This window comes from Halopenitus sp. H-Gu1, from assembly GCF_041821145.1.
Taxonomy (GTDB): Archaea; Halobacteriota; Halobacteria; order Halobacteriales; family Haloferacaceae; genus Halopenitus.
In genome coordinates, this window is record NZ_JBGUBC010000012.1 from 16,136 (window position 1) to 41,504 (window position 25,369).

The 25,369-nt window shown below is 62.3% G+C and carries 20 protein-coding genes and 1 tRNA gene; 11 read left to right on the forward strand and 10 right to left on the reverse strand.

Features of this window, described 5'->3' with window-relative positions; translation table 11 throughout:
* Positions 1 to 36 precede the first annotated feature (36 nt).
* A complete protein-coding gene (locus ACERIT_RS10135) occupies positions 37 to 1,242 on the reverse strand; it encodes a potassium channel family protein (RefSeq protein WP_373674735.1) in 1,206 nt (401 codons plus the stop codon).
* Positions 1,243 to 1,392: 150 nt separating this feature from the next.
* Here ACERIT_RS10135 and purS point away from each other — a divergent pair, with 150 nt between their 5' ends.
* The 3 genes from purS to ilvD all read left to right on the forward strand — a co-directional run bounded on the left by purS (position 1,393) and on the right by ilvD (position 4,251).
* Positions 1,393 to 1,644, forward strand: coding sequence for a phosphoribosylformylglycinamidine synthase subunit PurS (gene purS / locus ACERIT_RS10140; protein ID WP_373674736.1), 252 nt, complete (start codon positions 1,393 to 1,395; stop codon positions 1,642 to 1,644).
* Positions 1,641 to 2,318: a phosphoribosylformylglycinamidine synthase I gene (gene purQ / locus ACERIT_RS10145; protein WP_373674737.1), complete on the forward strand. Its 678-nt coding sequence runs from the start codon at positions 1,641 to 1,643 to the stop codon at positions 2,316 to 2,318. Before purS ends, purQ begins: the two co-directional genes overlap by 4 nt.
* A gap of 148 nt (positions 2,319 to 2,466) precedes the next feature.
* On the forward strand, positions 2,467 to 4,251 hold the full coding sequence (ilvD, locus tag ACERIT_RS10150) for a dihydroxy-acid dehydratase (protein WP_373674738.1): 1,785 nt from the start codon (positions 2,467 to 2,469) through the stop codon (positions 4,249 to 4,251).
* A 48-nt stretch (positions 4,252 to 4,299) separates the two neighbouring features.
* On the opposite strand, the gene ACERIT_RS10155 is transcribed toward ilvD, so the two are convergent.
* Positions 4,300 to 4,953 carry a DUF2391 domain-containing protein gene (locus ACERIT_RS10155; RefSeq protein ID WP_373674739.1) on the reverse strand — a complete coding sequence of 218 codons (654 nt, stop codon included), beginning with the start codon at positions 4,951 to 4,953 and terminating at the stop codon, positions 4,300 to 4,302.
* A 261-nt stretch (positions 4,954 to 5,214) separates the two neighbouring features.
* On the opposite strand from ACERIT_RS10155, the gene ACERIT_RS10160 reads away from it, so the two are divergent.
* Positions 5,215 to 6,381, forward strand: a complete 1,167-nt coding sequence (locus ACERIT_RS10160) for an enolase C-terminal domain-like protein (protein ID WP_373674740.1) — start codon at positions 5,215 to 5,217, stop codon at positions 6,379 to 6,381.
* A gap of 150 nt (positions 6,382 to 6,531) precedes the next feature.
* Here ACERIT_RS10160 and ACERIT_RS10165 read toward each other — a convergent pair whose 3' ends face one another.
* Positions 6,532 to 7,494, reverse strand: coding sequence for an integrase (locus ACERIT_RS10165; RefSeq protein ID WP_373674741.1), 963 nt, complete (start codon positions 7,492 to 7,494; stop codon positions 6,532 to 6,534).
* A 686-nt stretch (positions 7,495 to 8,180) separates the two neighbouring features.
* Here ACERIT_RS10165 and ACERIT_RS10170 point away from each other — a divergent pair.
* Positions 8,181 to 11,855, forward strand: coding sequence for a cadherin domain-containing protein (locus ACERIT_RS10170; protein WP_373674819.1), 3,675 nt, complete (start codon positions 8,181 to 8,183; stop codon positions 11,853 to 11,855).
* Between the two features lie 179 nt (positions 11,856 to 12,034).
* On the opposite strand, the gene ACERIT_RS10175 is transcribed toward ACERIT_RS10170, so the two are convergent.
* The 5 genes from ACERIT_RS10175 to cmk form a co-directional block, all read right to left on the reverse strand.
* Positions 12,035 to 13,291 carry an RNA-guided endonuclease InsQ/TnpB family protein gene (locus ACERIT_RS10175; RefSeq protein ID WP_373674742.1) on the reverse strand — a complete coding sequence of 419 codons (1,257 nt, stop codon included), beginning with the start codon at positions 13,289 to 13,291 and terminating at the stop codon, positions 12,035 to 12,037.
* A 670-nt stretch (positions 13,292 to 13,961) separates the two neighbouring features.
* A complete protein-coding gene (locus ACERIT_RS10180) occupies positions 13,962 to 15,575 on the reverse strand; it encodes a hypothetical protein (RefSeq protein WP_373674743.1) in 1,614 nt (537 codons plus the stop codon).
* Between the two features lie 337 nt (positions 15,576 to 15,912).
* Positions 15,913 to 15,983 (reverse strand) — tRNA-Pro (locus ACERIT_RS10185).
* A gap of 86 nt (positions 15,984 to 16,069) precedes the next feature.
* Complete coding sequence (locus ACERIT_RS10190) at positions 16,070 to 17,089, reverse strand: RNA-guided pseudouridylation complex pseudouridine synthase subunit Cbf5 (protein ID WP_373674744.1); 1,020 nt, start codon at positions 17,087 to 17,089, stop codon at positions 16,070 to 16,072.
* 31 nt (positions 17,090 to 17,120) lie between these two features.
* Positions 17,121 to 17,699, reverse strand: a complete 579-nt coding sequence (gene cmk, locus ACERIT_RS10195; protein WP_373674745.1) for a (d)CMP kinase — start codon at positions 17,697 to 17,699, stop codon at positions 17,121 to 17,123.
* 125 nt (positions 17,700 to 17,824) lie between these two features.
* Here cmk and ACERIT_RS10200 point away from each other — a divergent pair, with 125 nt between their 5' ends.
* The 3 genes from ACERIT_RS10200 to ACERIT_RS10210 all read left to right on the forward strand — a co-directional run bounded on the left by ACERIT_RS10200 (position 17,825) and on the right by ACERIT_RS10210 (position 19,617).
* Entirely contained in the window at positions 17,825 to 18,661 is an 837-nt protein-coding gene (locus tag ACERIT_RS10200; protein WP_373674746.1) for a ubiquinol-cytochrome c reductase iron-sulfur subunit, read from the forward strand.
* Between the two features lie 154 nt (positions 18,662 to 18,815).
* Positions 18,816 to 19,154: a hypothetical protein gene (locus ACERIT_RS10205; protein ID WP_373674747.1), complete on the forward strand. Its 339-nt coding sequence runs from the start codon at positions 18,816 to 18,818 to the stop codon at positions 19,152 to 19,154.
* A 64-nt stretch (positions 19,155 to 19,218) separates the two neighbouring features.
* Positions 19,219 to 19,617, forward strand: coding sequence for a universal stress protein (locus ACERIT_RS10210; RefSeq protein ID WP_373674748.1), 399 nt, complete (start codon positions 19,219 to 19,221; stop codon positions 19,615 to 19,617).
* A gap of 54 nt (positions 19,618 to 19,671) precedes the next feature.
* Here the strand turns inward: ACERIT_RS10210 and ACERIT_RS10215 are convergent, their stop codons facing one another.
* Together ACERIT_RS10215 and glp are read right to left on the reverse strand one after the other, a co-directional pair.
* Positions 19,672 to 21,627, reverse strand: a complete 1,956-nt coding sequence (locus tag ACERIT_RS10215) for a molybdopterin biosynthesis protein (RefSeq protein ID WP_373674749.1) — start codon at positions 21,625 to 21,627, stop codon at positions 19,672 to 19,674.
* On the reverse strand, positions 21,624 to 22,889 hold the full coding sequence (gene glp / locus ACERIT_RS10220; RefSeq protein ID WP_373674750.1) for a gephyrin-like molybdotransferase Glp: 1,266 nt from the start codon (positions 22,887 to 22,889) through the stop codon (positions 21,624 to 21,626). Before glp ends, ACERIT_RS10215 begins: the two co-directional genes overlap by 4 nt.
* A gap of 81 nt (positions 22,890 to 22,970) precedes the next feature.
* Here glp and ACERIT_RS10225 point away from each other — a divergent pair, with 81 nt between their 5' ends.
* The 3 genes from ACERIT_RS10225 to ACERIT_RS10235 all read left to right on the forward strand — a co-directional run bounded on the left by ACERIT_RS10225 (position 22,971) and on the right by ACERIT_RS10235 (position 25,361).
* A complete protein-coding gene (locus tag ACERIT_RS10225) occupies positions 22,971 to 23,327 on the forward strand; it encodes an Hsp20/alpha crystallin family protein (protein ID WP_373674751.1) in 357 nt (118 codons plus the stop codon).
* Positions 23,328 to 23,329: 2 nt separating this feature from the next.
* Positions 23,330 to 25,003 carry an ABC1 kinase family protein gene (locus ACERIT_RS10230; protein WP_373674752.1) on the forward strand — a complete coding sequence of 558 codons (1,674 nt, stop codon included), beginning with the start codon at positions 23,330 to 23,332 and terminating at the stop codon, positions 25,001 to 25,003.
* A gap of 64 nt (positions 25,004 to 25,067) precedes the next feature.
* Positions 25,068 to 25,361: a hypothetical protein gene (locus tag ACERIT_RS10235; protein WP_373674753.1), complete on the forward strand. Its 294-nt coding sequence runs from the start codon at positions 25,068 to 25,070 to the stop codon at positions 25,359 to 25,361.
* Positions 25,362 to 25,369: the final 8 nt, after the last annotated feature.

Genomic DNA, 25,369 nt, shown 5'->3' on the forward strand with positions numbered 1-25,369 from the left:
AACTGCGTTCCGTTCGTTCGGCGATTTCACCTCACCTCACCTCGCGAGTGCGTCGAACTCCGCCGCTGACGTCCGTGTTCCCTTCGTGATCAACACGTCGCCCGCCCGTATCTTGGTGTCCAGGTCGGGACCGACCAGCCACCCCTCCTCGGGACGGCGGATCGCCAACACGCTCGTGGAGACGGCGGTCTCGGGAACGCCCTCTCGGACGGTGGTGCCGTCGAGTTCGCTTCCCGCGCGGACGGTCGTTCGAGTGATGATCTCATCGGATTCCTGGACTGCGAGTTCGACGACCGGGTGAACCTCCAGATCGCGAAGCACGCCCTCGCTGATCTCCAGTGCCGCATCGGAGATAACCTCCGTGGAGATGCCCAGATGGATGAGTCCGCGAAGCGCGACCGGATCGTCGGCCTCGGCAGCCGCCTGCAGCGTCCAGGCCTCGAAGCGCGACTGTAACGCGTCGACCTCCACCTCAAGATTGGCTACCTCCTCGGCCAGTTCTTCGGTGTCGAAAAGTACCGATCCGTAGGCGAGATCGACGGCAAGTTCCGAGAGGTTCTTCATCAGGACGATCGAATCGACGGCCCGTTCGAGGTTGGGGACGTCGGGCTCGATCGGCTCGTCCGGCTCGTAGGTCTCGCCGGTCGCGGTCTCGTGAACGTCGGGGATCGATGCCTCGGGTCCCCGAAGGATCGCCACGTCGCCCGCCTGTAACTCCGTGTTTGGACCGGGGTTGCGGATCCACTCCTGTGACCGCCGGATCGCGATCACCCGCACGCCGGTCTCCGATTCGAGGTCGATGTCCGCGAGCGTTCGTCCGGCGTACGGCGACTCGGGGTCGATCTCGCCGCGGACTAGCATCTCGACGGCCTCCGAGAGGGCGCCGCGCATCGCGTCCGGAAGGCCGATCTCCTCTAAGACGATCTTCGCGATGTCACCTGCGGCATCGCTCACCTTGTCGGCCCCGGCGACGACTCCGAGGACGGGCGCGAGTTGTTCGGCCTCGTTCGGGTTGCGCGCCGCGAGCATGAGACTCATTCGCGCGCGCAACTGGAGGACGTCCATCCGGTTTTCGAGTTCGAGGACCTCCCGGGCGACGTCGGTGCTTTGGTGGAGCACGGCCGAGTAGGACAGATCGATGAGGAGCTCCGCGGTATCTTTCATCTCGACGAGCAGGTCCTTCACGCTCGTTGGCTCGTATTCGACTGTCTCGGGAGGGCCAGACCCCTCGAATCGTCCCATGACTCACACTCGCCGTGGCGTCCCAAAAGCCTTGTTACGGCGTGATCGGGCCTCGTCTCCCCGATCAGCTCTCGCCGGCGAAGATCCACATCTGTGGATCGTACTGGCGTTCCAAAACCGTTTTTGCACACGACTTCGCAGTATTGATCGATGACCGGCTATACTGCGACCGTCACGGTTCGGCTCAAGCGGGGCGTCCTCGATCCCGAGGCCGAGACGACGAAGCGGGCGCTCGAACGGCTCGGGTTCGAACTCGAGGATCTCCGGTCGGCCGATCGCTTCGAGGTTGATCTCGACGCGGGCGACGCCGAGGAGGCCGCCGATCGGGCCGAGGAGATGGCGGAGCGGCTCCTCGCCAACCCGACGATCCACGACTACGACGTCGCCGTGGCCGAACGATGACGGTCACGGTCGTCCAATTCGGCGGGTCCAACTGCGATCGGGACTCGGTTCGCGCGCTCGATCATCTCGGCATCGACGCCGAGCGTCGCTGGTTCGAGGACGGACTCCACGAGGAGACGGACGGGATCCTCCTTCCGGGCGGGTTCTCCTACGGGGACTACCTTCGGGCCGGCGCCATGGCTGCCCGCGCCCCGATCATGGAATCGGTCCACGAGGCTGCCGCCGACGGCACACCAGTGCTTGGCATCTGCAACGGCGCGCAGATCGGCGCCGAATCCGATCTCGTCGAGGGCGTGTTCACGACGAACGCGAGCGCGCGGTTCCAGTGTGAACACGTCCACGTTCGCGTCGAGCGTGCGGATACGCCCTGGACGGCCGCCTACGAGGAGGGCGAGGTCCTTCGACTCCCGATCGCCCACGGTGAGGGACGATTCGAGATAGACGAGCAGGCGTATGCGGACCTGCAGGCGACCGATCGCGTGCTGTTTCGGTATTGCGATCCGGACGGAAACGTCACCGAGGCGGCAAACCCAAACGGCTCGACGGGCAACGTCGCCGGCATCGTCGGCGAGCGAGACACGACGGCGGTGTTGATGCCCCATCCCGAGCGCGCAACGCTTCCGGACGTCGCCGCCAACACCGACGGCCAGGAGATCCTTCGAGCGTTTCGGTGACGACTCGGTCTCGACCGACAGCGGACACGCTCTTCGTGACCTTTCTCCCTATCCGATCGTCCCGATAGCATCTTGCTCGTTGTGTCGTTCCGTGAGGACGGAGACGCGGCCTGCAAAACTTAAACCACCGGGGCTCCATCGTCGGGACATGAGCGAATCCCAACGACGGTCCGCGGATGCCGTCGACGACGAGGATGCTTCCAGTAGTGACGACGAAGATGAGTTTGCCGGCAGCAAGGAGGCCGATCTGCGGAGCCGAGAGGTGACCGAGGGCCCCGAACGCGCCCCCCACCGGTCGATGTTCCGTGCGATGGGCTTCGACGACGAGGACCTCTCCTCGCCGATGGTCGGCGTGGCTAACCCTGCCGCCGATATCACGCCATGTAACGTCCATCTCGACGACGTGGCCGGCTCCGCGCTCGACGGCATCGAGGAGACCGGTGGGATGCCGATCGAGTTCGGTACGATCACGATCTCCGACGCCATCTCGATGGGAACGGAAGGGATGAAGGCCTCGCTCATCTCCCGTGAAGTCATCGCCGACTCCGTTGAACTCGTCTCCTTTGGCGAACGGATGGACGGACTCGTCACGGTCGCGGGCTGTGACAAGAACCTTCCCGGCATGTTGATGGCGGCGATCCGGACCGACCTTCCCTCGGTCTTCCTGTACGGCGGCTCGATCATGCCCGGCCAACACGAGGGCCGTGACGTCACCATCGTGCAGGTCTTCGAGGGCGTCGGCACGTACGCACAGGGCGAGATGGAGGCTGACGATCTCGACGAACTGGAGCGCAACGCCTGCCCGGGTGCGGGATCCTGTGGCGGGATGTTCACGGCGAACACGATGGCGTCGATTTCCGAGGCACTCGGACTCGCGCCGCTCGGGTCAGCAAGCCCGCCGGCCGAGGAGGACGAACGATACGACGTCGCCGAGCGCGCTGGCGATCTGGCCGTCGACTGCATCGAGAACGACCGCCGTCCCTCGGACATCCTGACCCGGAAGTCCTTCGAGAACGCGATCGCCCTTCAGACGGCGATCGGCGGATCGACGAACGGCGTCCTTCACCTCCTCGCGCTCGCCGGTGAGGCCGATATCGACCTCGACATCGAGGATTTCGACGAAATCTCGCGTCGGACTCCGAAGATCGCGAACATGCAGCCCGGCGGCGACAGCGTGATGAACGACCTTCACGAGATCGGCGGCGTTCCGATCGTCATTCGTCGGCTGCTTGAGGCCGGCCTCTTCGACGGCGACCAGCTCACCGTCACGGGTCGAACCATCGAGGAGGAACTCGAGACGCTCGATCTCCCCGACGACGACGAGATCGACGCCGACTTCCTCTACACCGTCGATGAGCCCAAACAGCCCGAGGGCGCAATAAAGATCCTCAAAGGCAACCTCGCGCCGGAGGGCGCGGTCCTGAAGGCGACCGGCCAGGACGAGTTCCATCACCAGGGTCCCGCCCGGATCTTCGAGAACGAGGAGGACGCCATGGAGTACGTCCAGACCGGCGAGATCGATTCCGGCGACGTGATCGTCATCCGCAACGAGGGTCCCAAAGGGGGCCCCGGCATGCGCGAGATGCTCGGCGTGACCGCGGCCGTCGTCGGCGCTGGTCACGAGGACGACGTGGCGCTTCTCACCGACGGCCGATTCTCCGGGGCGACCCGAGGGCCGATGATCGGCCACGTCGCCCCCGAGGCTGCCTCCGGTGGACCGATCGCCCTGATCGAGGAGGGCGACGAGGTCACCGTCGACATACCGAGCCGTGAACTCTCCGTCGACCTCAGCGATGAAGAACTCGAGAGCCGCCACGACGAGTGGGAACCACTGGAGCCGCCCTACTCCACGGGGATCCTCGCGAAATACCACCGCGATTTCTCCTCGGCATCACTCGGCGCCGTCACGAATCCGGGCGTCAAACACGAGTGAGGAGTCGGAACGGACGGCCGTGGTTGGCCGCTGATCGGCGGTCACCGATCAGCCGTCGAACAGGTCGCTGAGGTCTTCGCCTTTGCTTTCTCCGGGGAGGATGTCGCCGAGTGCGGCACCGAGTGCGGTGGCCGCCCAGACGACCGTCACCCGGGCGAACGCTTCGAGGGGCGTCGGGTCGTCGATCGTCAGCCGGCCCCACATCGCCAACAGTAGGAATGAAGTACCAAACGAAACGACGAGCACGCCCAGATAACGGCGTGGTATGACGCCTAGAACCGGCTTGGTCACCTGTACCTCTCGGATGTCGGCATAGTAGATCAATCCCGCGGTCAATCCGAGCACGAACAGCACGTTCGCGAGGAGGAACACCGGGATCGAGGCGATCCGAACCGTGAGAAACCACTGTGCGATGAGGAAGACGCCGTCCTCGACGAGAAACGGGAGTGCGAAGATGACGCTTCCGACGAGCGCCTCGGCCATGTCCCGTGAGGTGTACTTGTAGATGTGTTCGGTAAATGCCGTGCTTCCAGGCATTCGTTCGACAAGTGAGATCGTCTGTTGGACTTTCCGACGTTCGTGCGGGTCGTCGACGGTCCCCTCGAGCGCGTCGAGCTTCCGAAGGAGATCGGCGATGTCCGGTTCGTCGGGACCGTACTCATCCATATCTCCGTCCGTTCTTTCCCCATCGGTGTCGGTCATGGACGAACGCTGGGGCGGTCGATCCAAAAAGGTGCGCGCCAGGGGGGGATCGATCATCGTTCCGGAGTTGCTCTCCCGTTCATCCTCCCGGATCGCGGGACCCGACGCGAGGGATATCGAAGCGGACACTGCCGGATTCCGACTCGGTCACACGAACGTTCCCTCCGTGTGCGTTGGCGGATCGTTCGGCTATGGGTCATTCCAGCGGAGATTCCTGCCTGTGGGTGGGGGTTTATGTATACTCCCAAGAGCGGGACACCCATGCCGCCAACGATCACGAAGATAGTCAGTACGGAGTTCGCTTACGAACTCGAGGATCAGGGCCCGACTCCCGACGGATTTCACATGGTCTACGAGCCGGATTCGACGTTCGAGCGTCACCTATTCGGCCTGCAGGTGCACACCGACGAAGGCATCGTCGGCGAATACGTCGGTGGCAACTCTCCGGGCATGGCCGAACTCCATCAGGTCGCGGACTACCTCGTGGGGAAGAATCCTCTGAATCGCGAGAAACACTGGTCGGAGCTCAAACGCGCGCTCCGCAAGTACGACCGCATGGGAATGGGCCCCATCGACATCGCGCTGTGGGATTTCGCCGGCAAGTACCACGACTCACCGATCCACGAACTCCTCGGCACTTACCGTGAACGTATCCCCGCTTATGCCTCGACGTACTTCGGTGACATGAACGGTGGTCTCGACTCCCCCGAAGCCTATGCCGATTTCGCGGAGGAATGTCTCGAGATGGGCTATCAAGGCTTCAAGATCCACCCCTGGGGCGGCCAGTGGCGTGACACCCAGCGTACCATCGACACTATCCACGCGGTGGGCGAGCGCGTCGGCGACGAGATGGATCTCCTGTGCGATCCCGCCTGCCAGATCGAGACGTTCGGCGACGCTCTGAAGGTTGGACAGGCCTGCGATGAACAGGACTTCTTCTGGTATGAGGATCCCTACCGCGACGGCGGCATCTCCCAGCACAGCCACCGCAAACTCCGCCAGATGCTTGAGACACCGATCCTCCAGACCGAACACATCCGTGGGCTGGAGCCGTTCACCGACTTCATCGCCAACGAGGCGACCGACTTCGTCCGTGCCGACCCCGAATACGATGCCGGCATTACCGGCGCGATAAAGCGGGCTCGCGTGGCCGAGGGCTTCGGCCTCGACATCGAGTTCCACGCGCCCGGACCCGCACAACGGCAGTGCCTGGCCGCCATTCGAAACACGAACTACTACGAGATGTCGCTCGTCGGGCCGAAGACGCCGAACACGACGCCGCCGATCTACGCCGACGGGTATACCGACCAACTCGACTGCATCGACGAGGATGGAACCATCGGCTTCCCGGACGGACCGGGACTGGGCGTCGAGTACGATTGGGACTTCATCGAGGCGAACAAGACCGGCCGGCGCGTCTACGAGTGACGAGAGCCGAGTAAACGATTATTTCGGCAGTCTAAGAGGGTACACTCCCCGGTAACGGGGAGTTGTATGAATTTTAATGGGACCGCCGAGATCGACGTCACTTTTTTGAAGTTATGCATATTATTTTTCGAAGTTGGGTATGTCCTATCATCATTCTAAGTCGTCGAGGAACGTCCTGCGGTTATTCATCCGTTTCAGCTTCTCAGGCTGGTCATAAACCGAGTTCACCATCTCCACGCTCGTCGCCATCTTCACCGCGATCTCCTCGGGCGGCCACCCGCGATCGCGGTGCCAAGTGATCGACCCCGTCCGCCACTTGTGGGGCGACCGAACCGACGGACACTTCGACTCGCCGCCGTGCTCGCGAGCCTCACAGGTCTCCGGATCGCGACCATGGGGACAATCCTTCCCCATCCGGCACGGCTGGGTGAGCACGTAGGCCCGCATCCGCATCCCCGAAAGGCTCAGTCGGGAATCCGACTTCGCCGACGCGAGCAGTGGTTCCTGGCCGTGCTCGTCCGTCTGGTCCGGCCGGTTCACATTGAGGTACGCGCTGATGATCGACCCAAGTTCCTCCGTGATGTTTACCGGGCGCTCGGCAGCGTCCTTCTTCTTCAGCGGCGTCCCCGTCTCCGGACGATGCCGGAAGTAGAGGAACGGCGGCTCGACGTCGCCAAGGATCCGCTCGAGGACGGACTCCTCGATGTCGAGATCCTCCTGATACCGGAGTCGATCGAGATCGTCCTCGTCGAGATACACGTCCTCGATATCGAGCGCCCGGATCGAGCCGATCCGAGCCCCCGTCTCCCACAGCAGTCCCGCGAAGACGTGATCCCGGCTCGCGTACTTGAACCGATCCAAGTAATCGAGGATGTCTCGAGCGCGTTCCGACGGCAGCTTCTCGCGATTGATCCGTTCGTCCTTCGACAAGGACGGGACATCGACCTGTAAGGCGACCGCGGGCTCGACCGCGTTCGATCGGATACAGAACTCGAGGAACTTCCGGATCGTCCCGAGTTCGTTCTTCAGCGTGTTCCGCTGGACGTCGCGCTCGGAACGGAGCTCGGAATCGTATCGGAGCAGATGTCGGCCGTTTAGCCGGATATTCGCCAAGCGGAGACTTCATCGTTCTCTCTGCGTCGATCATCGCAACAGGCGCGAACGTTGCCGGCGCAACGCCGATGACGAGCCTCGCAGGAGCCACCGAATAACGCGGTCGGACGTTCCGTTACGAAAGAATATCACCGTCTTTCACTGTACTCACTGGCCTGGTAGCTCGCCGATCAGGGTACGCGAACCGATCTCAAAACCCGCCGGACGTAGTCAGTATTGCTCTTCGAGTTCGGCGAGCCATCCACGGACTTCGTGGACGTCTTCGCGTACGTCGGGGATTGCGTACGTCTGGAGGGCGAACGCGTCCGTAGCGGGCTCGCGTATTCGTGGGCGGCTAGTAAGAACGACTGCTCCAGATGATGAATCGTGGTCAGCAACTCCAGTCGTGTGAAAAGGATCAAGACTAGGCAAGAAGTTTAGTGGTCGGATGATATGAGATTCGGTATGAGCTCTATATACGAAGACACGGCTGGATGGGATACATGGTATGTTTACTGGAATCCTGACCCGTCATTTGTCGAGTGGTGGGCACGATTACAGCAGGGAGTTCTAACCACGGCCAAAGAGTTCGACGCTTCCATCGCTCGTCAGCGGCACGACAATTGGCTGGATGCCGATTTTCGTAATACAGGCGGTGGAATCACCGACGAACTTGATTCGAGTTTATTACATGGGGCTGCGTGGTAATGAGCTCAACCCCTCATCAGAAGCTGACCGTACTCGTTCTCAGTTTGTGTCTTATTTTTTCGATATTCGCATCGTTTTCTGCAGGGGTGGCAGCAGCCGACGGGGTGACGTTTAATTCGGGCAACAACCCGTCATTCGCCGAAATGGGTACCGGAACAGTCATTGATGTGAATGCTGACGACGGCGAGGGAGGGAGTAATGATGAAGGAATCACGTACTCACTCGTCGGTGGCGCCGACCAATCGAAGTTCACCATCGATCCAGATACTGGCGACTTGACATTCCAGAATCCTCCGAACTATGAGGTTCCGACTGACTCGGATGAGGGCAACGACTATGTTGTCGACGTAGAGGCCGACGACGGGACCCAAACCTCTACACAGACTATCACAGTCAACATAACTGACCGGGCTGACGAAGGTACGTCGCATACGCTCGGTGGGACAGAAACCGATGGGGCGTTGAAAATTAATATCGAGAGCGGGAATATCCGTCTCTTCCGATACAATGGGACGGGATCGGAGTGGGTTGGTCAGTACTACCCGGGAGGGACCGGAGGTTCCTCTTATTCCTCCGATACCGCCGTTCATGCAGGGGGGTCAGTCTACGACAAGCCGAACGGGGGTACAGCTGACCCATCAACCGATGGGGAGCTACAAGTTCGGGAACAGTACAATTACACGACTGATGGGGACACAACTGTTGTCACCGAGTACAAGGACCCCGGAAGCGGAGTGACGTTCGTCCAACGGATCACGTATTCGGGATCCAACCAATACTATGACATGTCATGGGATGTCAGAAATATCCCCGCTGGAACCAGTGACATCTCCGGTGTCGAAGTGCTTCACGGGGCAGATACGTATCTTGCAGGTGGCGATAGTGGTATCGGGTTCTACAATTCGGATACGGACACTGTCGGTGTGCGGAAAGGTCCCGGGAACTTCAGTGTTAGCGCAGAGAACCGACTCGAACTCCGAGGATTGACCGGGCCGGACGGGTATATAAGCCAACGTTATTCGGACGTTGATAATAATCTTGCTGACGGCGATATGCCGGACACTGTTGATAACACTCCACACGACAACGGATACGGAATGGAGTGGGAACGCGGGAGCACCTTGGGTGATGGTGAAACTTGGACAGTTGACGCCCGAGAGTCACTCACCCTGTCAACCGTCATTACAACGGGCCCTGGAACCAAGTCACACAGTGGCGACTCGACTGACCTTACGTTCGATGTCGAAAACATCGTGAGTTCGCCTGAGGACGTGAGTTACTCTACGGATGGACCGAGCGGCTGGACCATCACGACGCCATCAGATACGAACATCAGTGCAGGCAGTACAGTGCAGGAGACCGTTACGGTGACGCCCCCGGATTCAGTTAACGGCGGTCAGTACGAGGTGACACTGACATCAACGCCAGCCGGTGGCTCTTCGTCTTCGGCTACCGCAACCGTCGATGTTCCGTTCGATCCACCAACATTCAATTCAGGCTCGAACCCTTCGTTCGATGAAGAAAGTACGGGGAGAGCCATCGACGTAAACGCCGAAGCAGACAGTGGGAACGACACCGGAATAACGTATTCGCTTGTGGGTGGCGCGGACCAGTCTGCGTTCAGTATCGACAGCAGCACCGGGAATCTAACCTTCGACAGTCCGCCAGACCACGAAAGTCCAAACGATTCAGACGCCAACAACGACTATGTCGTTGACGTGGAGGCTGATGACGGGCAAGAGACAGCAACTCAGACCATCACCGTCGAGGTCACCAACGTGAACGATAAGCAACCGACGTTTAGCTCGGAAACGAATCTGTCATTCGCTGAAGACGGGACGGGAACGGTAATCGACGTGAACGCGACCGACGGTGATGGTGGTAGTGTTGATGCAGGTGTTTCCTATTCGCTCGTCGGCGGTGCCGACCAGTCCGCGTTTAGTGTCGACAGCAGTACCGGGAATCTAACCTTCGACAGCCCGCCGGACTACGAAAGTCCAAACGATTCAGACGCCAACAACGACTATGTCGTTGACGTGGAGGCTGATGATGGCTTGAAGACGTCGACACAGAACATTACTGTCAATGTCACAGATATAGATAATCAACCATCGTTCAGTTCAGGAACCACCCCGTCATTCGCTGAAGACGGGACGGGAACGGTAATCGACGTGAACGCGACCGACGGTGATGGTGGTAGTGTTGATGCAGGTGTTTCCTATTCGCTCGTCGGCGGTGCCGACCAGTCCGCGTTTAGTGTCGACAGCAGTACCGGGAATCTAACCTTCGACAGCCCGCCGGACTACGAGAACCCCACCGATTCGGACACCAACAACAATTACGTCGTCAATGTCCAGGCGAATGACAGTGCAAAAACTACAAACCAAACAATCACGGTCACGGTCACAGATATAGACGATACCGGAGGGAGTGGTAGCGGTGGTGGTAGCGGCGGAAGTTCCGTAGATGAAACCACCGAAACGACGGTTACTGTCGAAGAGAACTCGGGAGACGAGAGTGACGGAACGGAAGGCAACGAGCCGGCGCGGGACATGACCGTCACCGTGACGAACCCCCAGCCCGGCCAGACACTCGTTATCGACGAGAACGGCGCCACCATCCAGGAGGAGGGCGAGAGAGTTCCTGAGGACGGCAACACCCAGGATGGCGGCGAAGACGGCGGCCAAGACGATGGCGGCGACTCGCAGGAGGGTGAGGCCGACAATGGCGACGGCACAAGTGGATCTTCCACCAGCAACGTCCGGGCAAATCAACTGACCGTCAACATCAACACCGACCAGGACTTCGAGCTGTCGGTGACCACCTACGAGGACGACCTGACGCGTAGCACGGCAATTGAGGTCGGCACCCAGTCCGCCCGGGTTGCGCCGCTGGCTCGGGGGGCGTCGATGATGAGGATCAACACTGCGCCCACCCAGACCGAAGGTGGTCTCACTCCCGACGAGGTCGAGGCCGCGGCCCGATCCTTCGAGGGCCAGACCGGCACCGTCCCCGCGGGCTACGTCCAGGTTGACACTACGCTCACCCCCGAGGAGGTCACCGACGCGACCGTCGAGTTCAGCATCCGTCGGGCGTACCTCGATGAGTTGGGTGTCGAACCCAAGGAAGTTACCCTCTACCACCAGGTTGCTGACGATGAGTGGGTAACTCGTGAGACTGAATACGTCGCAACCGGTGACACCTACCATCGCTTCGAGGGCTCGATGCCCGAGTTCTCCGTGTTCGCGCTCGGAACTGGCGCTTCCCAGTTGGACGTGACCGACGCCAGTCTTGCTGAACCGACTATCACGGCCGACGAGACCGCGACGGTCACGGCAACCGTCACCAATCGCGGCCAGACCGTCGGCGAAACCACCGTCAACCTTACCCTCGGCGGGTCCGTCGTCGACTCCCAGACTGTCACAGTCGAGGGCGAGGAAACCGCCGACGTGACGCTGTCATTCACCCCCGACTCGCCCGGCGAGTATGACATGGCTGTGGGCGAGATCAATCTTGCCGGCCTCACCGTCGAAGCCGCCACTGAGTCGGAGGAGGAGGTGACGGCCGCCGAGGAATCTGGAGAGTCGGGTCTCCCGATAGGGCCAATCACGTTTCTGGTCGTCCTGATCGCCGTCGTGCTTGCGGGCGGTCTCTGGTGGCGTCAAAGACAGTGAGTAGGCGTTCGTCCGACTTATTTCCCGTCTGAAATGACTATCCTGCACTAACCGTTTCATCCATTTCCTGTCCTGACTGATTCTGCACCCGAATCCCGGAACACGTCTCGTGCGAGATATGCGCTCTATATTCAGCAAGTCCATCTTGACAGGTTGTCAACTACCCCACCCTACTTTGCTCACCCTGACGGGTTCGCTCGTTGAGGGTGGGGCTTGTCCATGAACTCGGCCTCAAACCCTTCCGGGTGGGCGGTAAATCCGCCGCTCAGCGTCACTGTTCCAGACTTTAGGGCAAGTTGACTGTTGCCCGTCCGCCGAGACGACTGTTGGCCTCGACGGACATACCGCAGTCCGATATTCTTCGCCGCGTTATAGTCTGCGTTCGCCTCCGAATCACACTTCTGACACCGGAAATCGTTGCGAGTCGGACGATTCTCGTCTGCCGTGAAGCCACACTCGGCGCACCGCTTGGACGTGTACGCCGACCCGACTTGCTTCACCGAGATACCGACCGCTTCGGCTTTGTATTCCACCTGCTCGTACAGCGTTCGGAACGCCCACTTGTGGCCCCACGATGCGCCCGTGCGATCGCGGATGTGGGTTAAGTCCTCGAATGCAATTACATCGCACTCATAACGGAGTGCTTCATCCACAATCATATTCGACGCTCGGTGGAGTACGTCGCGGATGTAGCGAAGTTCCCGGCCACTCGACTGATTGAGTGTTCGGTGGGCACTTCGCGTCCCGGTCTGTTGGAGTCCGGCGCGTACCTTCTCAAACTCGCGGAGGTCGTGGGTTAGCTCCCGCCCGCTGATGAAGGAGGCGGTACTTGTGACGGCGAGGTTTTCGATACCGAGGTCAACCCCGAGGACCGTTCCGTCCTCAGCGGTGTTTCGCTCAATATCGTTCTTGGGTCGTCGGAAGCCGATATGTAAGAAGTAATCGCCGTCACGGGCGGTGAGCGTGCTTTCCGTAACGCTCCATGTGTCTGAATCGATGTACTGCCGTTGGTAGCCATCGTCAGCGTCAGGGAGTGCAAGCGGACACCGGACACGACTCTCCGTTGTGGAGAGCGACACGGTATCGTCCTCAAACAGCGTCATGGTCCGGGCGTCGTACTTCACCGTGGGGGCGGTGAAGAGGGGCTTGCTCACCTTCTTGCCGTTCGACCGGCGTTCGATACAGCCAGTGATGGCTTGGGCGGCTTGGTGGGTGGCGAGAATCGCGTGCTGACTACCGAGGTCGGTGTGTTCGCGCACATCGTCGTAGGCGAGGGGCTGTACATCGCTTTTCGAGTTGCACCTCCCCCACGCCATATCCGTGGCGAGTTGGCAACCACGCTTCCACTCGGAGATGGTTTCCTCAAGCAACTCGCGTTGCTCATCGTCTACCGAGAGACGAGTGATTGCCGTCCGACGCACGTAGTCGTCTGCCACAGTTTCAATGTAATCTGGAAGGTGTTTATAGTCTAGCGTTTGTAATCGATGCGAACGCGCTCCTCCCCTTCCTACTCGCTCCCTCCGGTCGCTCCTTGAGGAAGGGGACTCCGCGCTACCGAACAGTTGAATAGGGTGATGGAGCCACACCGATCCAATTGATGCGAAAAGATTCGTGGAGAGGTAACCGTCCCTACTCTCCTGGTCGTCCGGTTTCGTACGTAGCGGCTGGGGTCGTAGACGAGTCGAGAGTTGAGCGGTTGTTCCTACGCGCACGCATCGGATTCTGATGCGTGCGTGCTCCCGGGGCTGCGGGTGGCTGTGCGCGTTCCACTGCACGGACGAGCGCCGGCGGTACTGCGCGTGCTCGTGCCCTAACTGGTCCTCGCGCAACGCCTCCCCACGCCCACGGTCGTAGCGCGCCCGCGTGAGGGTGCGGTTCGTGTGCATCGGGTGGAGCCGTGGCGGTGTGGGGTGTTTTTCTTGTTCATGTCCCTTTTAGGGATACTCGGTAAGGGGATCCTCCCATCGGCCGGGAACGGATCGCCGACGTCGACGTCCGATCGACCCGATCGCGGGATTCGCCGGCTCCATGCGAAACCGGGGTTACGGATGTCTACTTATAAAGAACGGAACCGCAGGATAGTGATGCCTCTCACGAGTCGCCGCGCTACCAATCGATGATCGACCCCACAGGCACGCCGCCGAGATCTCGCTGGCCGCGGATTTTGGCATCGACCCTGAGTTCAAGGAACTGAAGCCGATCCCGTCCCGTCGATATCCACGCTTCCAGACCCTCCTGAAGGACGTCTTCAACACGAGGTTCGTCAACGCACTTGAGCTTCGAAAGGAGGGTATCGAAGCGGAGTGTTCTCTCATCACCGTCAACATCGACGAGGGTCGCCCCATATCGGGCCATCCACTTTTCCAGAGCGGAATCGGCCCGCGAGCGAAGATCCACGTTCGCGAGTTCGGCCACTCGTTCGGCAGTCGATTCTTTCAACTCTTCGAGGCGGTCGACCATCCCGACGATCTCCTGGCGGATCTTCTGGCTGGTGAATTTGACCATGCCGCGGTCGCTTTCGACGATCTCGCCGAAGCGCTCGAGGACGCGGTAGATCGTTGAGACGGACGAGTCGGTCTTCTCCGCGAGTTCTTCGTAGTGCATTCGGCCGCCGTCGGTTGCAAGCACTTCCGTAGCGTCGCGAGCGGTCGGCGTCAGCTCGCCGAGCACACTCATCAACACGCTCTCCTGCTGGGCTTCAAGTTGCGGCGTCGGATCGGACAATCCCGCGATCTCTTGGTCGGAGCCGGTGACCTCGAAGTGATCGTCGGCGACATAGGCAGTCGGATCGGGATCGGTCGGGACATCGGCCCAACGCAACACGTTCACGAGCAACTCTTCGAGTTGCCGTTGAAGCTCGTCGCGATCGCGCCACTCACGCGTGTCGCCGTCGATCTTCCGGTGAAACGCACAGCCGAACTTCGGCGACGAAAGGGGATCGTCCCCCGTCTCCTCGCGACGCGCGTGTTTGGGGTGGTAGCTCTTCAGCCGCACGCCTGTCGCGTGATCGGGAACGATCTGTTCGACCGCGGACGGTTCCAGTTCTATCGCGTGCCGGTAGCCGATCACGTCCGTATTGTCGGCCTTGTACTCCCACCGAGTGCCCTTCTCGTCGGCGAGCAACAGCATCAGTCGATGTCGTCGCCACAGATCGGGCAGATCGGAACGCGCTCGTCGTTCTCGCCGTACCGGACTCGCGGTCGACAGATCGTCCGCTGGTGGAGGGGGAGATCCACGTAGATCACCCCTCATCTCGTCCGGATCGAATACGCGCGACCACGCCACCTTCGAGTAGGGCTCGCGGCCGTCCGTATCGCTCCACGTCTCGATGAGTTCCTGACCGACCGCGTTCGGCGGGGCTAGCGTAGCTGCGAGAACATCTCGGGAGTGCGGCGCACACACGGCGAGCAGGTAAACGCCACCGTGCTCCGCGAGGTACTCGTGCTGCGTCTCACGGAAGTGGAACCGCCCGCGGCGCTGGCCCTCTCCGTAGACCACGGACACGCTCTTAATCTCGACGAGCGTCCCGTCCTCGATGATGAGTAGGCCCGCAGAGTCGAGTTCGGAGGATGGCGTGAACGCCCCCCGCATCCGGGCGTCGACGTGTGGATTCTCGGTGTCCGAGACGGGTTCCAACTGCGGAACGAGATCGAGTACGGCGGACTCGGAGGTCTCACCGAGTCGCCTCGAACGTGCGAGACCTGGTCGGTCCGTGCTCATCAGCGACCGCCCCCGTTGGAATTCTCGAGTTGGTCAGTGTGAGTCCCGCGGTTCCGCTTCGGCTGGTCGGCAGGATCGGGCCAATCGACGTCCCGGCCGGCCGCGCTTCCGAGTTGGATTCGGGATCGCGTATCGCAGGCGAGACAGCGGTGGACGCGACCCTCCTCATCACCGAAGGTTCGGCGGAACGTATCAGAGATATGAGAATTGCAGTAGAGACAGACGGAGTTATCGGTTAGTTGACCGATCCGCATCATTTTTCTGACCCCGCGGTCGTCGATTTCGAGGTCCTGAACGGGTTACACTCCCCGGTAACGGGGAGTTGTAAGAATTTTAATGGGACCGCCGAGAATCGAACTCGGGTCATACCGACCCCATCGGCATAGGATACCACTACCCCACGGTCCCTGGCTGCATTCAAACGAACGAGAGTCCGTTAATTAAGGGCTTCGTTTCACCCGCCGATGGACGCCACTGCCCCCGAGATCGGCCGGTCACGACGATCGGACGAGCACGCGTTCGAGGTCAACGACGAGCCCCTCCTCCGCGTTCGGATCCCCGACGAGCGTCCCTAAACAGACGGCGCTACCGTTAGGGAGGTAGCACGCGACGAGGGGTCGATCGTCTCCATCGTGACCGCTGTCCGTACTCGGAGTGGCGTCGCCGTCCAATTCGCCGTCGACGTCGATCACCCCTGGTGCATAGATGGGTGCTCCGGTGGTGACGTTCACCGCGGTCGAGGGTGCGATCGTGACCGCAGGCAGGTGCGATAACGCTGCTTCTGCGGGTTGGACGACCTCCCGAAGGAACGAGTCGTCTCCCTCACGGGCCCACGCGAGCGCGTCCCACAGGTCCTGAAGCGTCCGTAGATCGGTATCGTCGAAGGGATCCGTGGCGATGCGGCGCAACGCGCCCATGTGGCCGCCGGTCCCGGCCGCCAGCCCCAGATCGTGGCACAGCTTACGGATGTACGTGCCGGACTCACACCGGATCCGAAACAGGCCGTGGCGATCCTCGAGTTCGAGGAGGTCCAACTCGTGGATCCGGCGGGTCCGAAGCCGGCGAGTTACGGCGCTTTTGCGCGGCGGCTTCTGGTAGATCTCCCCCTCGAAGTCGGCCACGATCGCCTCGAGATCCGACGGCGGAACGTCGTGGAACTCGAGTTCCGCGACGTACTCCTTTTGCCCCTCGAGGAATACCCGGGCGGCCCGCCTTGCCGTCCCCACGAGCGTCGGGAGACAGCCGGTCACTTTCGGGTCGAGCGTTCCGGAGTGGGCAACCCCGTCGATCGACGGTCCTTCCGGATCTATCTCGGCGAGCGTCTCGATGATCTCGTCGCGGATCCACGCGGAGACTTGATGCGAGGAGGGCCCCGCCGGCTTGTCCAGGTTGACCACGCCGAAGCGCAAAAGCGCTGCCGGCGATCGATCCTCGGGCGGGGCTCTCAATCGTTCGTGACCCCGTGTGGTGCCGGCGTCATCAGCAGATCGTTCCTCCCGGCTGTCGTCAGTCACGTTCGCCCTCCATCCGTATTGTTCATGGGTCTCAAAAGTCGTACCGGACGTCCTCGATGGGGTGTTTGCCCTCGTCGAGTGCCGGATCGTAGGCCTCGACGAGCGCGACGATCGACTCGTGGATGGCGTCAGGTCCCCATCGGGACGTGTTGTAGACGACGTCGTAAATCGAGAGGTCTTCGATCGGGATATCGTAGTACTCCAGGTATCGCTTCGACTCGCTCTCCTCGCGCCGGCGCGTCTCCTCGCGGGCCCGGTCGACGTCCTTTCCCTCCCGGTCGGCGATCCGCGCGGCACGCACTTCGAGGGGCGCATCGAGCCAGATGCGCACGTCCGCACTGTCCCCTGCGAGCCACCCGGCGAGGCGAGACTCGATGACGACGTCCTCGCGGGTCGTCGCGATCTCCTGGAGACGACGGTCGAGTTCGCGGTCGATCCGGTCGTCGCTCTCGGCGTGTTCGTTGAACTCGACCGGCGTCATGTCGTTTTCGGCGGCCATCTCGCGAAAGATGTCGCCGCCGCTCACGTGGTCGAGATCGAGCGTCTCCGCGAGTCCGGCGGCCGTGGTGCTCTTCCCGCTTCCCGGCGGGCCGGAGACGGTCAGTAACATATGAACACTCTATCGAGCCCGTTACAAACGACTGTCGTTTCACGGGACGATCGAGCGACCGCGGACGACGTCTCGCACGGGCGGGGCTTCGTCACGCTTTTTACCGGTCCATCCGAAACTCAGGTATGAGCGAGGACGACAAGTATCCCGCCGAATCCGGGCGGCGGCGGTTCGTGAAGGGCGTCGTCGGCGGTGCGGCCCTCTCAAGTGTGGGCGCGGCCGGCTCCGCGACCGTCAACTCTCTGACGAGTGCCTCCGGTGAGGGTGGGGGGCAGACCGTCGCGATGGCCATCGAGCTCATGGGCGGTCCCGCCCCGCGTGGGATGCCCCAGGTGCCGATCGAGATCACCGACGACGGCTACCTGCGAGGCAAGTGGCCGGAGACTACGACCATCACCCAGGAGGGTATCGAGATCACCGTCGCTCAAGAGGATATGGCCGGCGGCGTAACCTATGCTGGCGAATGGTTCCAGTACTGCGGCATGGAAGGGTACGAGAACGTTCAACCCACTTTCGAATCGGATAACATCCTCCGTTCTGCACCGGGCGGATATGACTGGCAGTCCGATGAGTACGAGACCGGCGATCGGATCCGCGCCGACTCCTTTGAGGACTACGATGAGTGGGGTAACGGCATCGGACAGGACGGGATCGGCAAGCCGGCCGTCACCAACTGGCGCTCGGAGGATGCCGATGACACGCTCACCGTCACCGTCATTCGCTCGCCGCTCATCGAGGAGGCCGCACAGGACGACGAGTGGCTCGCCGCCTCGACCGAGAACGGCTTCCTCGCGTGGATGAACGTCTGTACCCACTTCTGTTGTGTCCCCGGCTACAAGAAGAACGAGGAGTCGGTCCGATACGAGGCTGAAGACGGCGTCTACTGTCAATGTCACCAGTCGAGATACGATCCGTTCAACATCGTCGAGACGCTGTTCATCGCCCGCCCGCGTCCGAACTGACTGCCAGAACGGCCGGTCCGGACGATCGGCGTCGCTTTCTCACCTCATACGTTCGATCTTCCGATCCAGTTTTCGCTCGTTTTCGCGTTGCTCCCGATCGTTTCCCCACTATCTAGAGCCGCGCCTTTTTGGCCTCCCGACCGCATCGATCGGTATGGACGCTCCCGACGACCGCGACGAGACGGCAGAAACCGCCGACGAAGACGAGTTTGCTGTAGAGGTCGATCGTGCACGCGAACTCCTCGATACCGACGCCGACGCGTTGTTCGTCGGCGCGGTCCGGGACGGCGAGGTCGAGACGACCTTCGCCCAGCGGGCCGACGACCCCGATCAGGAGGCGCTCCAGCCGCTTGCGCTGCTTGCAGCCCACCTCCGGCTCGTCTCGAGACAGGCTGACGTCGAACCGTCGACGGTCGCTGGGGACGCGGCGACTCTCGCTGGACAGGTCGAAGAAATACCTGCGTCTACCGGTTCGATCCCGGACGAGCAGTAACCGGGAGCAACGAGAATCGATCGTTCGCGGAGATTTATAACCGTTCCAGACGAATTCCGTCGCGATGACGACGTTCATCGTGGCGACGAACTCGGTGCACGCGAGCGCTTCGATCTGTGATTATCTCGACGATAGACTCGCGGGCGACGACGTCGTCCACGCCGTCAACTCGCTTCCCGGCGGCGATGAGACCACCGCCGAGGACGTTCGAGACGGCGAGGAGGCGTTGAACGTGGTCTCGGTTCGGCTCGTGGCGACAGCGACCGTCGAAACCCACCAGTTCGTTCGTGGAAACGACGCGGCCGAGGACGTGCTTGCGGCCGCGGACAACTTCGAGGCTGATGAGATCGTCCTCGCGGTACGCAAGCGATCAGCGGCCGATAAACTCCTCTTCGGGAGCGTTGCACAGCGGGTGCTGGTCGATGCTGATATCCCGGTCGTCGCGGTTCCGCGATCCACCTAGCGGTGGGGCGACTACCGCCGTGTCACGGACCGGACTCGCCTCTCGCGATGGATTTCATGTCGATTCGTTTTCTCCTGCTGGCTCGAACCCCGGGAGGTCCTCCAGAACGAGGTCGATCGCGGCGAGCGCCTGCTCGATCTCCTCGATCCCTTCGGTTCCGGTGCGTTCGGGGTTCGCCCGGATTCGGACGTCCTGTTTTCCGAGCGGGAGAAACGCCAGATCCAACGTTTCGGCAGTCGATCGAAGCCCGATTCCGACGTCGGCGTCACCGGCTTTGACGCGCCGTGGCGGGCTCTCGAAGGCGCGAACGGTCCACTCGTAGCCGTCGATCGACGCCACAAGATCGCCGCTCTCGAGTCCGCGCTCGGTGGCCAGTCCATCGAGGGCGGCCTCAAGACTCCCCCGGAGCCCCGAGTTTCGATCGCGGTTGAGAAACCGGAGGTCCCGATCAACGAGGTCCGCGAGACCACTCACTCCCGCGGGATTTCCCGCCGGGACGACGAGCCCCCATTCGCGCGTCCAGCCGCCGAGGCCGACCGACTCGACGTTCCGATCGACGGGGCCGGCGGTGACCGCGACGTCCGGTAGTCCGCCGCGAAGTCGTCTGAGTCCTTCCCGGGAGCCGACCGGAAGATATCGTGGCCGATCGAGACGATCGAGCAGGCGGTTGAGGGCCGGATCGTCCTCGCCGACCCCGAGCAACGTCGGCGGACGAACCTCGGACGAAAACAGCTGTACCTCGACGCGCTCGCCGGTATCGAGGTACTCGGTGTCGGGATCGACGGCGACGACGCCGTCGGCCTCCACGAGACTCGTGGTTGCGCCGGAGCCCTTATCCACCGGATAGACGAGCGGCGGATCGCTTGCTTCGGGTCGTTCGAGTACGCCCACGGGCATGAGTCGGAGTCGTCCCTCGCCGTACCGCTCACGAACGGCCATCTCGCCGTCGATCGTCGCGGTCCGCGGCTCCGGATGTCCCGCGGCCTCCCGGATCGCGGGAGCGACGAACGTCCGGAAGATGGTGAGCGCTGAGACGGGATAGCCGGGTAATCCGACGTACGCCGACTTGCCCGCCCGATCGGCGTCTGCCGATCGATCGATGCGGCCGACGAGCATCGGCTTGCCCGGTTTGACCGAGACGCCGTGTACTAACAGCTCCCCGCGGTCCTCGATCACTTGGTAGATCACGTCGACTGCGCTGGCGGAGGTCGACCCCGAGGAGAGCACCAGATCACACTCGTCGGCCGCCCGGACGAGCAGCCGCTGCATCTCCGCGTAATCGTCACCGGCGTGCGGGTACAAGATCGGCTCGCCACCCGCCTCCTCGACGGCGGCAGCGATCGTCGTCGAGTTCACGTCGTAGATCTGTCCGCGGTCGCTGTCGATCTCCTCGCCCGGACGCACGAGTTCGTCGCCGGTTGAGACGATCCCGATCCGTGGTCGCCCGCGGACTGGAACTGTCTCATGGCCCAGTGCGGACAGCAGTCCGATCTCGCGGGGCGTAAGCCGCGTGTTCGGGCCCAGGGCCCGCTGGCCGGCGGCGATGTCCGCGCCTGCGACCATGACGTTATCACCCGGCGCGACCGACGTTCGAATCGCGATCCGTTTCGTTTCGCCGTCGCCGGGGTCGATCTCGTCAGTTCGCTCCACCATCACGACGGCGTCGGCTCCGGGCGGCATCACGGCCCCGGTCGAGATCTCCGCACACGACCCCGCCTCGAGTTCGACATCGGGTTCTGCGCCGGCGTGAACTGCCCCGATCAGATCCAACTCGATCGGATCGGCCTCGTCGGCGCCGAAGGTGTCGCGCGCGCGAACCGCATAGCCGTCCATCGAGGCCCGATCGAATCCCGGCACGTCGAGGTCGGCGTCGATCCGCTCCGCGAGGACTCGACCGTCCGCCTCCTCCAGCGGGACGGATTCGTGAGCGGGCTCGAGATCGAGACTCCCGATCGCACGGCGGGCCTCCGCTGGATCGTCCAGATCGCGGAACTCCCGTCGATCGCTCATTGGCTCTCCTCCCAGATCTCGACGTCGACGATCGTTCCCGCTTCCAGTCCCTCGATCGCCTCGGGAACGACGACCCATCCGTCCGCGAGCGCGACGCTTGAAAGCACCCCGGAGCCGCTCGCTCGGGTCGGGATCGCCTCGAACGGTGCCGAGCCCGACCCGTCCGCGTTCTCGCTTGCTTCCTCGTGCGTTTCCTTGAGACGCACGCGAGCGAACGTCCGCGTGCCGGGCTCGCTTGCCACCTTTCGGGACAGCCCCGCTCGTTGCGTTGGATGTGGTTCGATCTCCGCGCCGCCGGTCCGCTTGAGCGCCGGTCGGAGGAACTGCACGGCGTTGACGATGCACGCGACCGGATATCCAGGGAGGCAGACGACTGGGGTGTCGTCCACGACGCCGAGACAGACGGGGTGACCTGGCTTGAGTGCGACCCCATGAACGAGGATCTCTCCGATACTGCTGAGAACCTCCGGTAGCAGGTCACGCTCGCCGACCGAGGAACCGCCGGTCGTGACCACGAGGTCGGCGCCGTCGTCGATCTCCGCCTCGATGGCCTCCCGAAGCAGCGTCTCGTCGTCGGTAACGATGTCGCGGTATCGGGCGTTCCCGCCCCACCGCTCCGCCAGTCGAGAGACGGTGAGCCCATTCGTTTCGATCACTTCTCCGGGGGATGGGTCCTCGGATACGAGCTCCTCGCCGGTTGGAATCACGGCTACGTCCGGCCGCTCGGTGACCTGAACCGTTCGAAGGCCGACCGACTTCAACAGCCCCAGATCGGACGGACGGAGTCGGTGTCCCGGGTCGTAGAGGTGTTGTCCTTCGGCGACGTCCTCACCCGCCGCGCCGACGTTGTCACCCTCGGCGACCGCGTCGAACGCCTCGATCTCGTCTCCGTCGGCGACCGTCTCGACTTGCTCTATCATCACGACGGCGTCGGCCCCCTCTGGCAGATCGCTTCCAGTGTGTACGCGTACGGCCTCGTTCGGCCCGACCGCTCCGCTCGTCCGATCCAGGACGACCGGCGATCGATCGGATGCCCCAAAGGTGTCGCGGGCGCGGACTGCATAGCCGTCCATCGCGGCGCGATCGTAGCCCGGAACGGGGTTCCGAGCCCGGATCGACTCGGCGATGACGCGGCCGTCGGCCTCCCGGATCGGCACCGCCTCGGTTCGACCGTGTGGCGTGACCGCCTCCAATATCGTCTCGCGGGCGGCCGCGACTCGGGTCCGGTCTTTGAACCCGGCCTCGTGTCTCCGTGTATCCATACGCGCCGTTTCCTCTCCGTAGTGAAAAGCCCATCTTCGTCGACCACACCCTTTTTCGATCACCCCCACGTATCATGGACCATGTCCGCGCTTCGTGACGCGCTCCGAGATCTTCCCGAGCCCGTGTTCGCGGATCTCCTCGAGTCCGAGAACACCTATCTCATCGTGGTCGATCTTCCGGGCGCGACGAGCGAGACGACCGATGTCGTCGTCGAGTCCGGGCGGATCACGATCGAGACTCGTCGCGAGAAAGCGACGCCGGAGGGATACCGGTACGTTCGTGAAGACCGACCGCTGTTCCTCGACATCGATCTCCCGCTTCCACCGGATGCCGACGGATCGAGTGCCAGCGCGGAGATGGATCGCGGCATCCTGGAGCTGACGGTTCCCAAGCGTGACTCCGGCGAGGGACAGCCGATCGAGGTCGGTGACGGTTAACGGTGGTCACGCTGGTCACCTTCCGTGCCTACTGGCGGTTTCTCGTCGTCATCCGGCAGTTCTCGCCGTTGATCGTCGCCTACTGGCGGGATCGGCGTCGGTTTCTGCTTTTCGGTGGAAGCCGGCAGGTCGACGCCGAGACCCAACGCGAACGCGCCGAGACGCTTTTGAACATCCTGTTGACGCTCGGACCGACGTTCATCAAGCTCGGTCAGCTGCTTTCGACCCGCCCGGACGTCCTCCCGCCGGCGTATATCGACGTTCTCTCGAGCCTACAGGACGACGTTCCCCCGGCCCCCTGGGTGGACTCGAAGGTGGTCATCGAGGACGAGTTGGGTCCCGTCGACGACGTCTTCGACGACTTCGATTCCGCGCCGATAAGCGGCGCGAGCCTGGGACAGGTCTACACCGCCATCTACGATGGCGATCCGGTCGCGGTGAAAATCAGGCGTCCCGGGATCGAGTCCCTCGTGAACGCCGACCTGCGCGTCATCCGATGGTTGCTTCCGGTCATCAAACGGTTTATCGGAAGCGGACGCGCCTTCTCGCTTGAGAACCTCTCCGAGGAGTTCTCGAAGACGATTCGCGAGGAGATGGACTACGAGCGCGAACGCGAGATGCTCGCCGAGATCCGCGAGAACTTCGTCGACGACGAGTCGATTCGCATCCCGACGGCTTATCCGGAGGTATCGGGACGTCGCGTGCTCACCATGGAGTACATCCCCGGGACGAAAATCGATCGGATCGCCGACCTGGAGGATGCCGGACACGATCCAACCGCCGTCGCCGAGACGCTCCAGCGCGCCTATTTGAAGATGATAATCGGCGACGGCGTCTTTCACGCCGACCCGCATCCCGGAAACCTCGCCGTCGCCGACGACGGTGCGATCGTCTTCTACGACTTCGGAATGTCCGGTCGCGTCGATCCGTTCATTCAGGACCGGATAATCGAGTTCTACGTCGCCGTCGCCGATCAGGACATCGACGGCATCCTCGATACGCTCATCGCGATGGGAACGCTCTCACCGGAGGCCGACCGAGAGGTGATGGGTGAGGTGATGGAACTCGCGATTGCTGACGCCCGCGGCGAGGACATCGAGCAGTACCGCGTCAACCAGATCATCGAGCAGATCGAATCGACGATCTACGAGTTCCCGCTCCGGCTCCCACAGAATCTCGCGTTGGTTCTTCGGGTCGCCACGGTCGTCGAGGGTGTCTGTGTCACCCTCGATCCGGAGTTCGACTTCATCGCGACCGCCACCGATTACCTCCGGGAAGAGGGGTACTACGAAGAGACAGCTCGCGAGTTGGCCGCTGACGCCGGCAGGCAGGCCAGGGCGACGGCCGAGGCGCTTTTTACGGTGCCGCCGAAGCTCGACCGGGTACTCGATCGGACCGAACGGGGCGACATCCACCTCAACGTGACCATCGAGGACGAGACCAAGGTGCTGGATAAACTGGCAATGCGGATCGCCTACTCCGTGCTGCTCGCGGTCGGCGTGCTCTCGGCGACGATACTCTACTCGTTCGCGAACGCCTGGGAACTCGCGATGGTCTCATTGGGCCTTTCGACCCCGCTTGCGATCGCGCTGTATCGGTCATTCCGCACGCGTTCGGGCATCCGCGCGAAGCCGCAGTTCACGAGACAGAGCATGCGGAAACGTCGCGAGGACTGACGCCGTTCGCATCCGCGACGACGGAGCCCGACCACTCAAGGGTCCGCGGCCGCTTTCTGCGGACATGGACGACGACCTCGAGGAAACGCTCCGCCGCGGGTTCAGGCTGGTGGGCCGGCGGTTCGAGGAGACCAAACGTGCCTACCGCGAGGGACTCACCGAGACGTCCGGCGACGGGGACCGGTTCGACGTTCCGATCGACGAGGAGGGAAACGCCCGGATCGTCTGCCGTCGCCATGGCGAACGCCGATCGGTCCCGATCGACGAGGCGGGTCGACCGGTCTGTTTCGAGGCCGACCACCCCGACTGTGAAGGCTGTCTCGAGGATATCCAGGACGGCTACGTCGAGACGTGGTGACTTCGGTC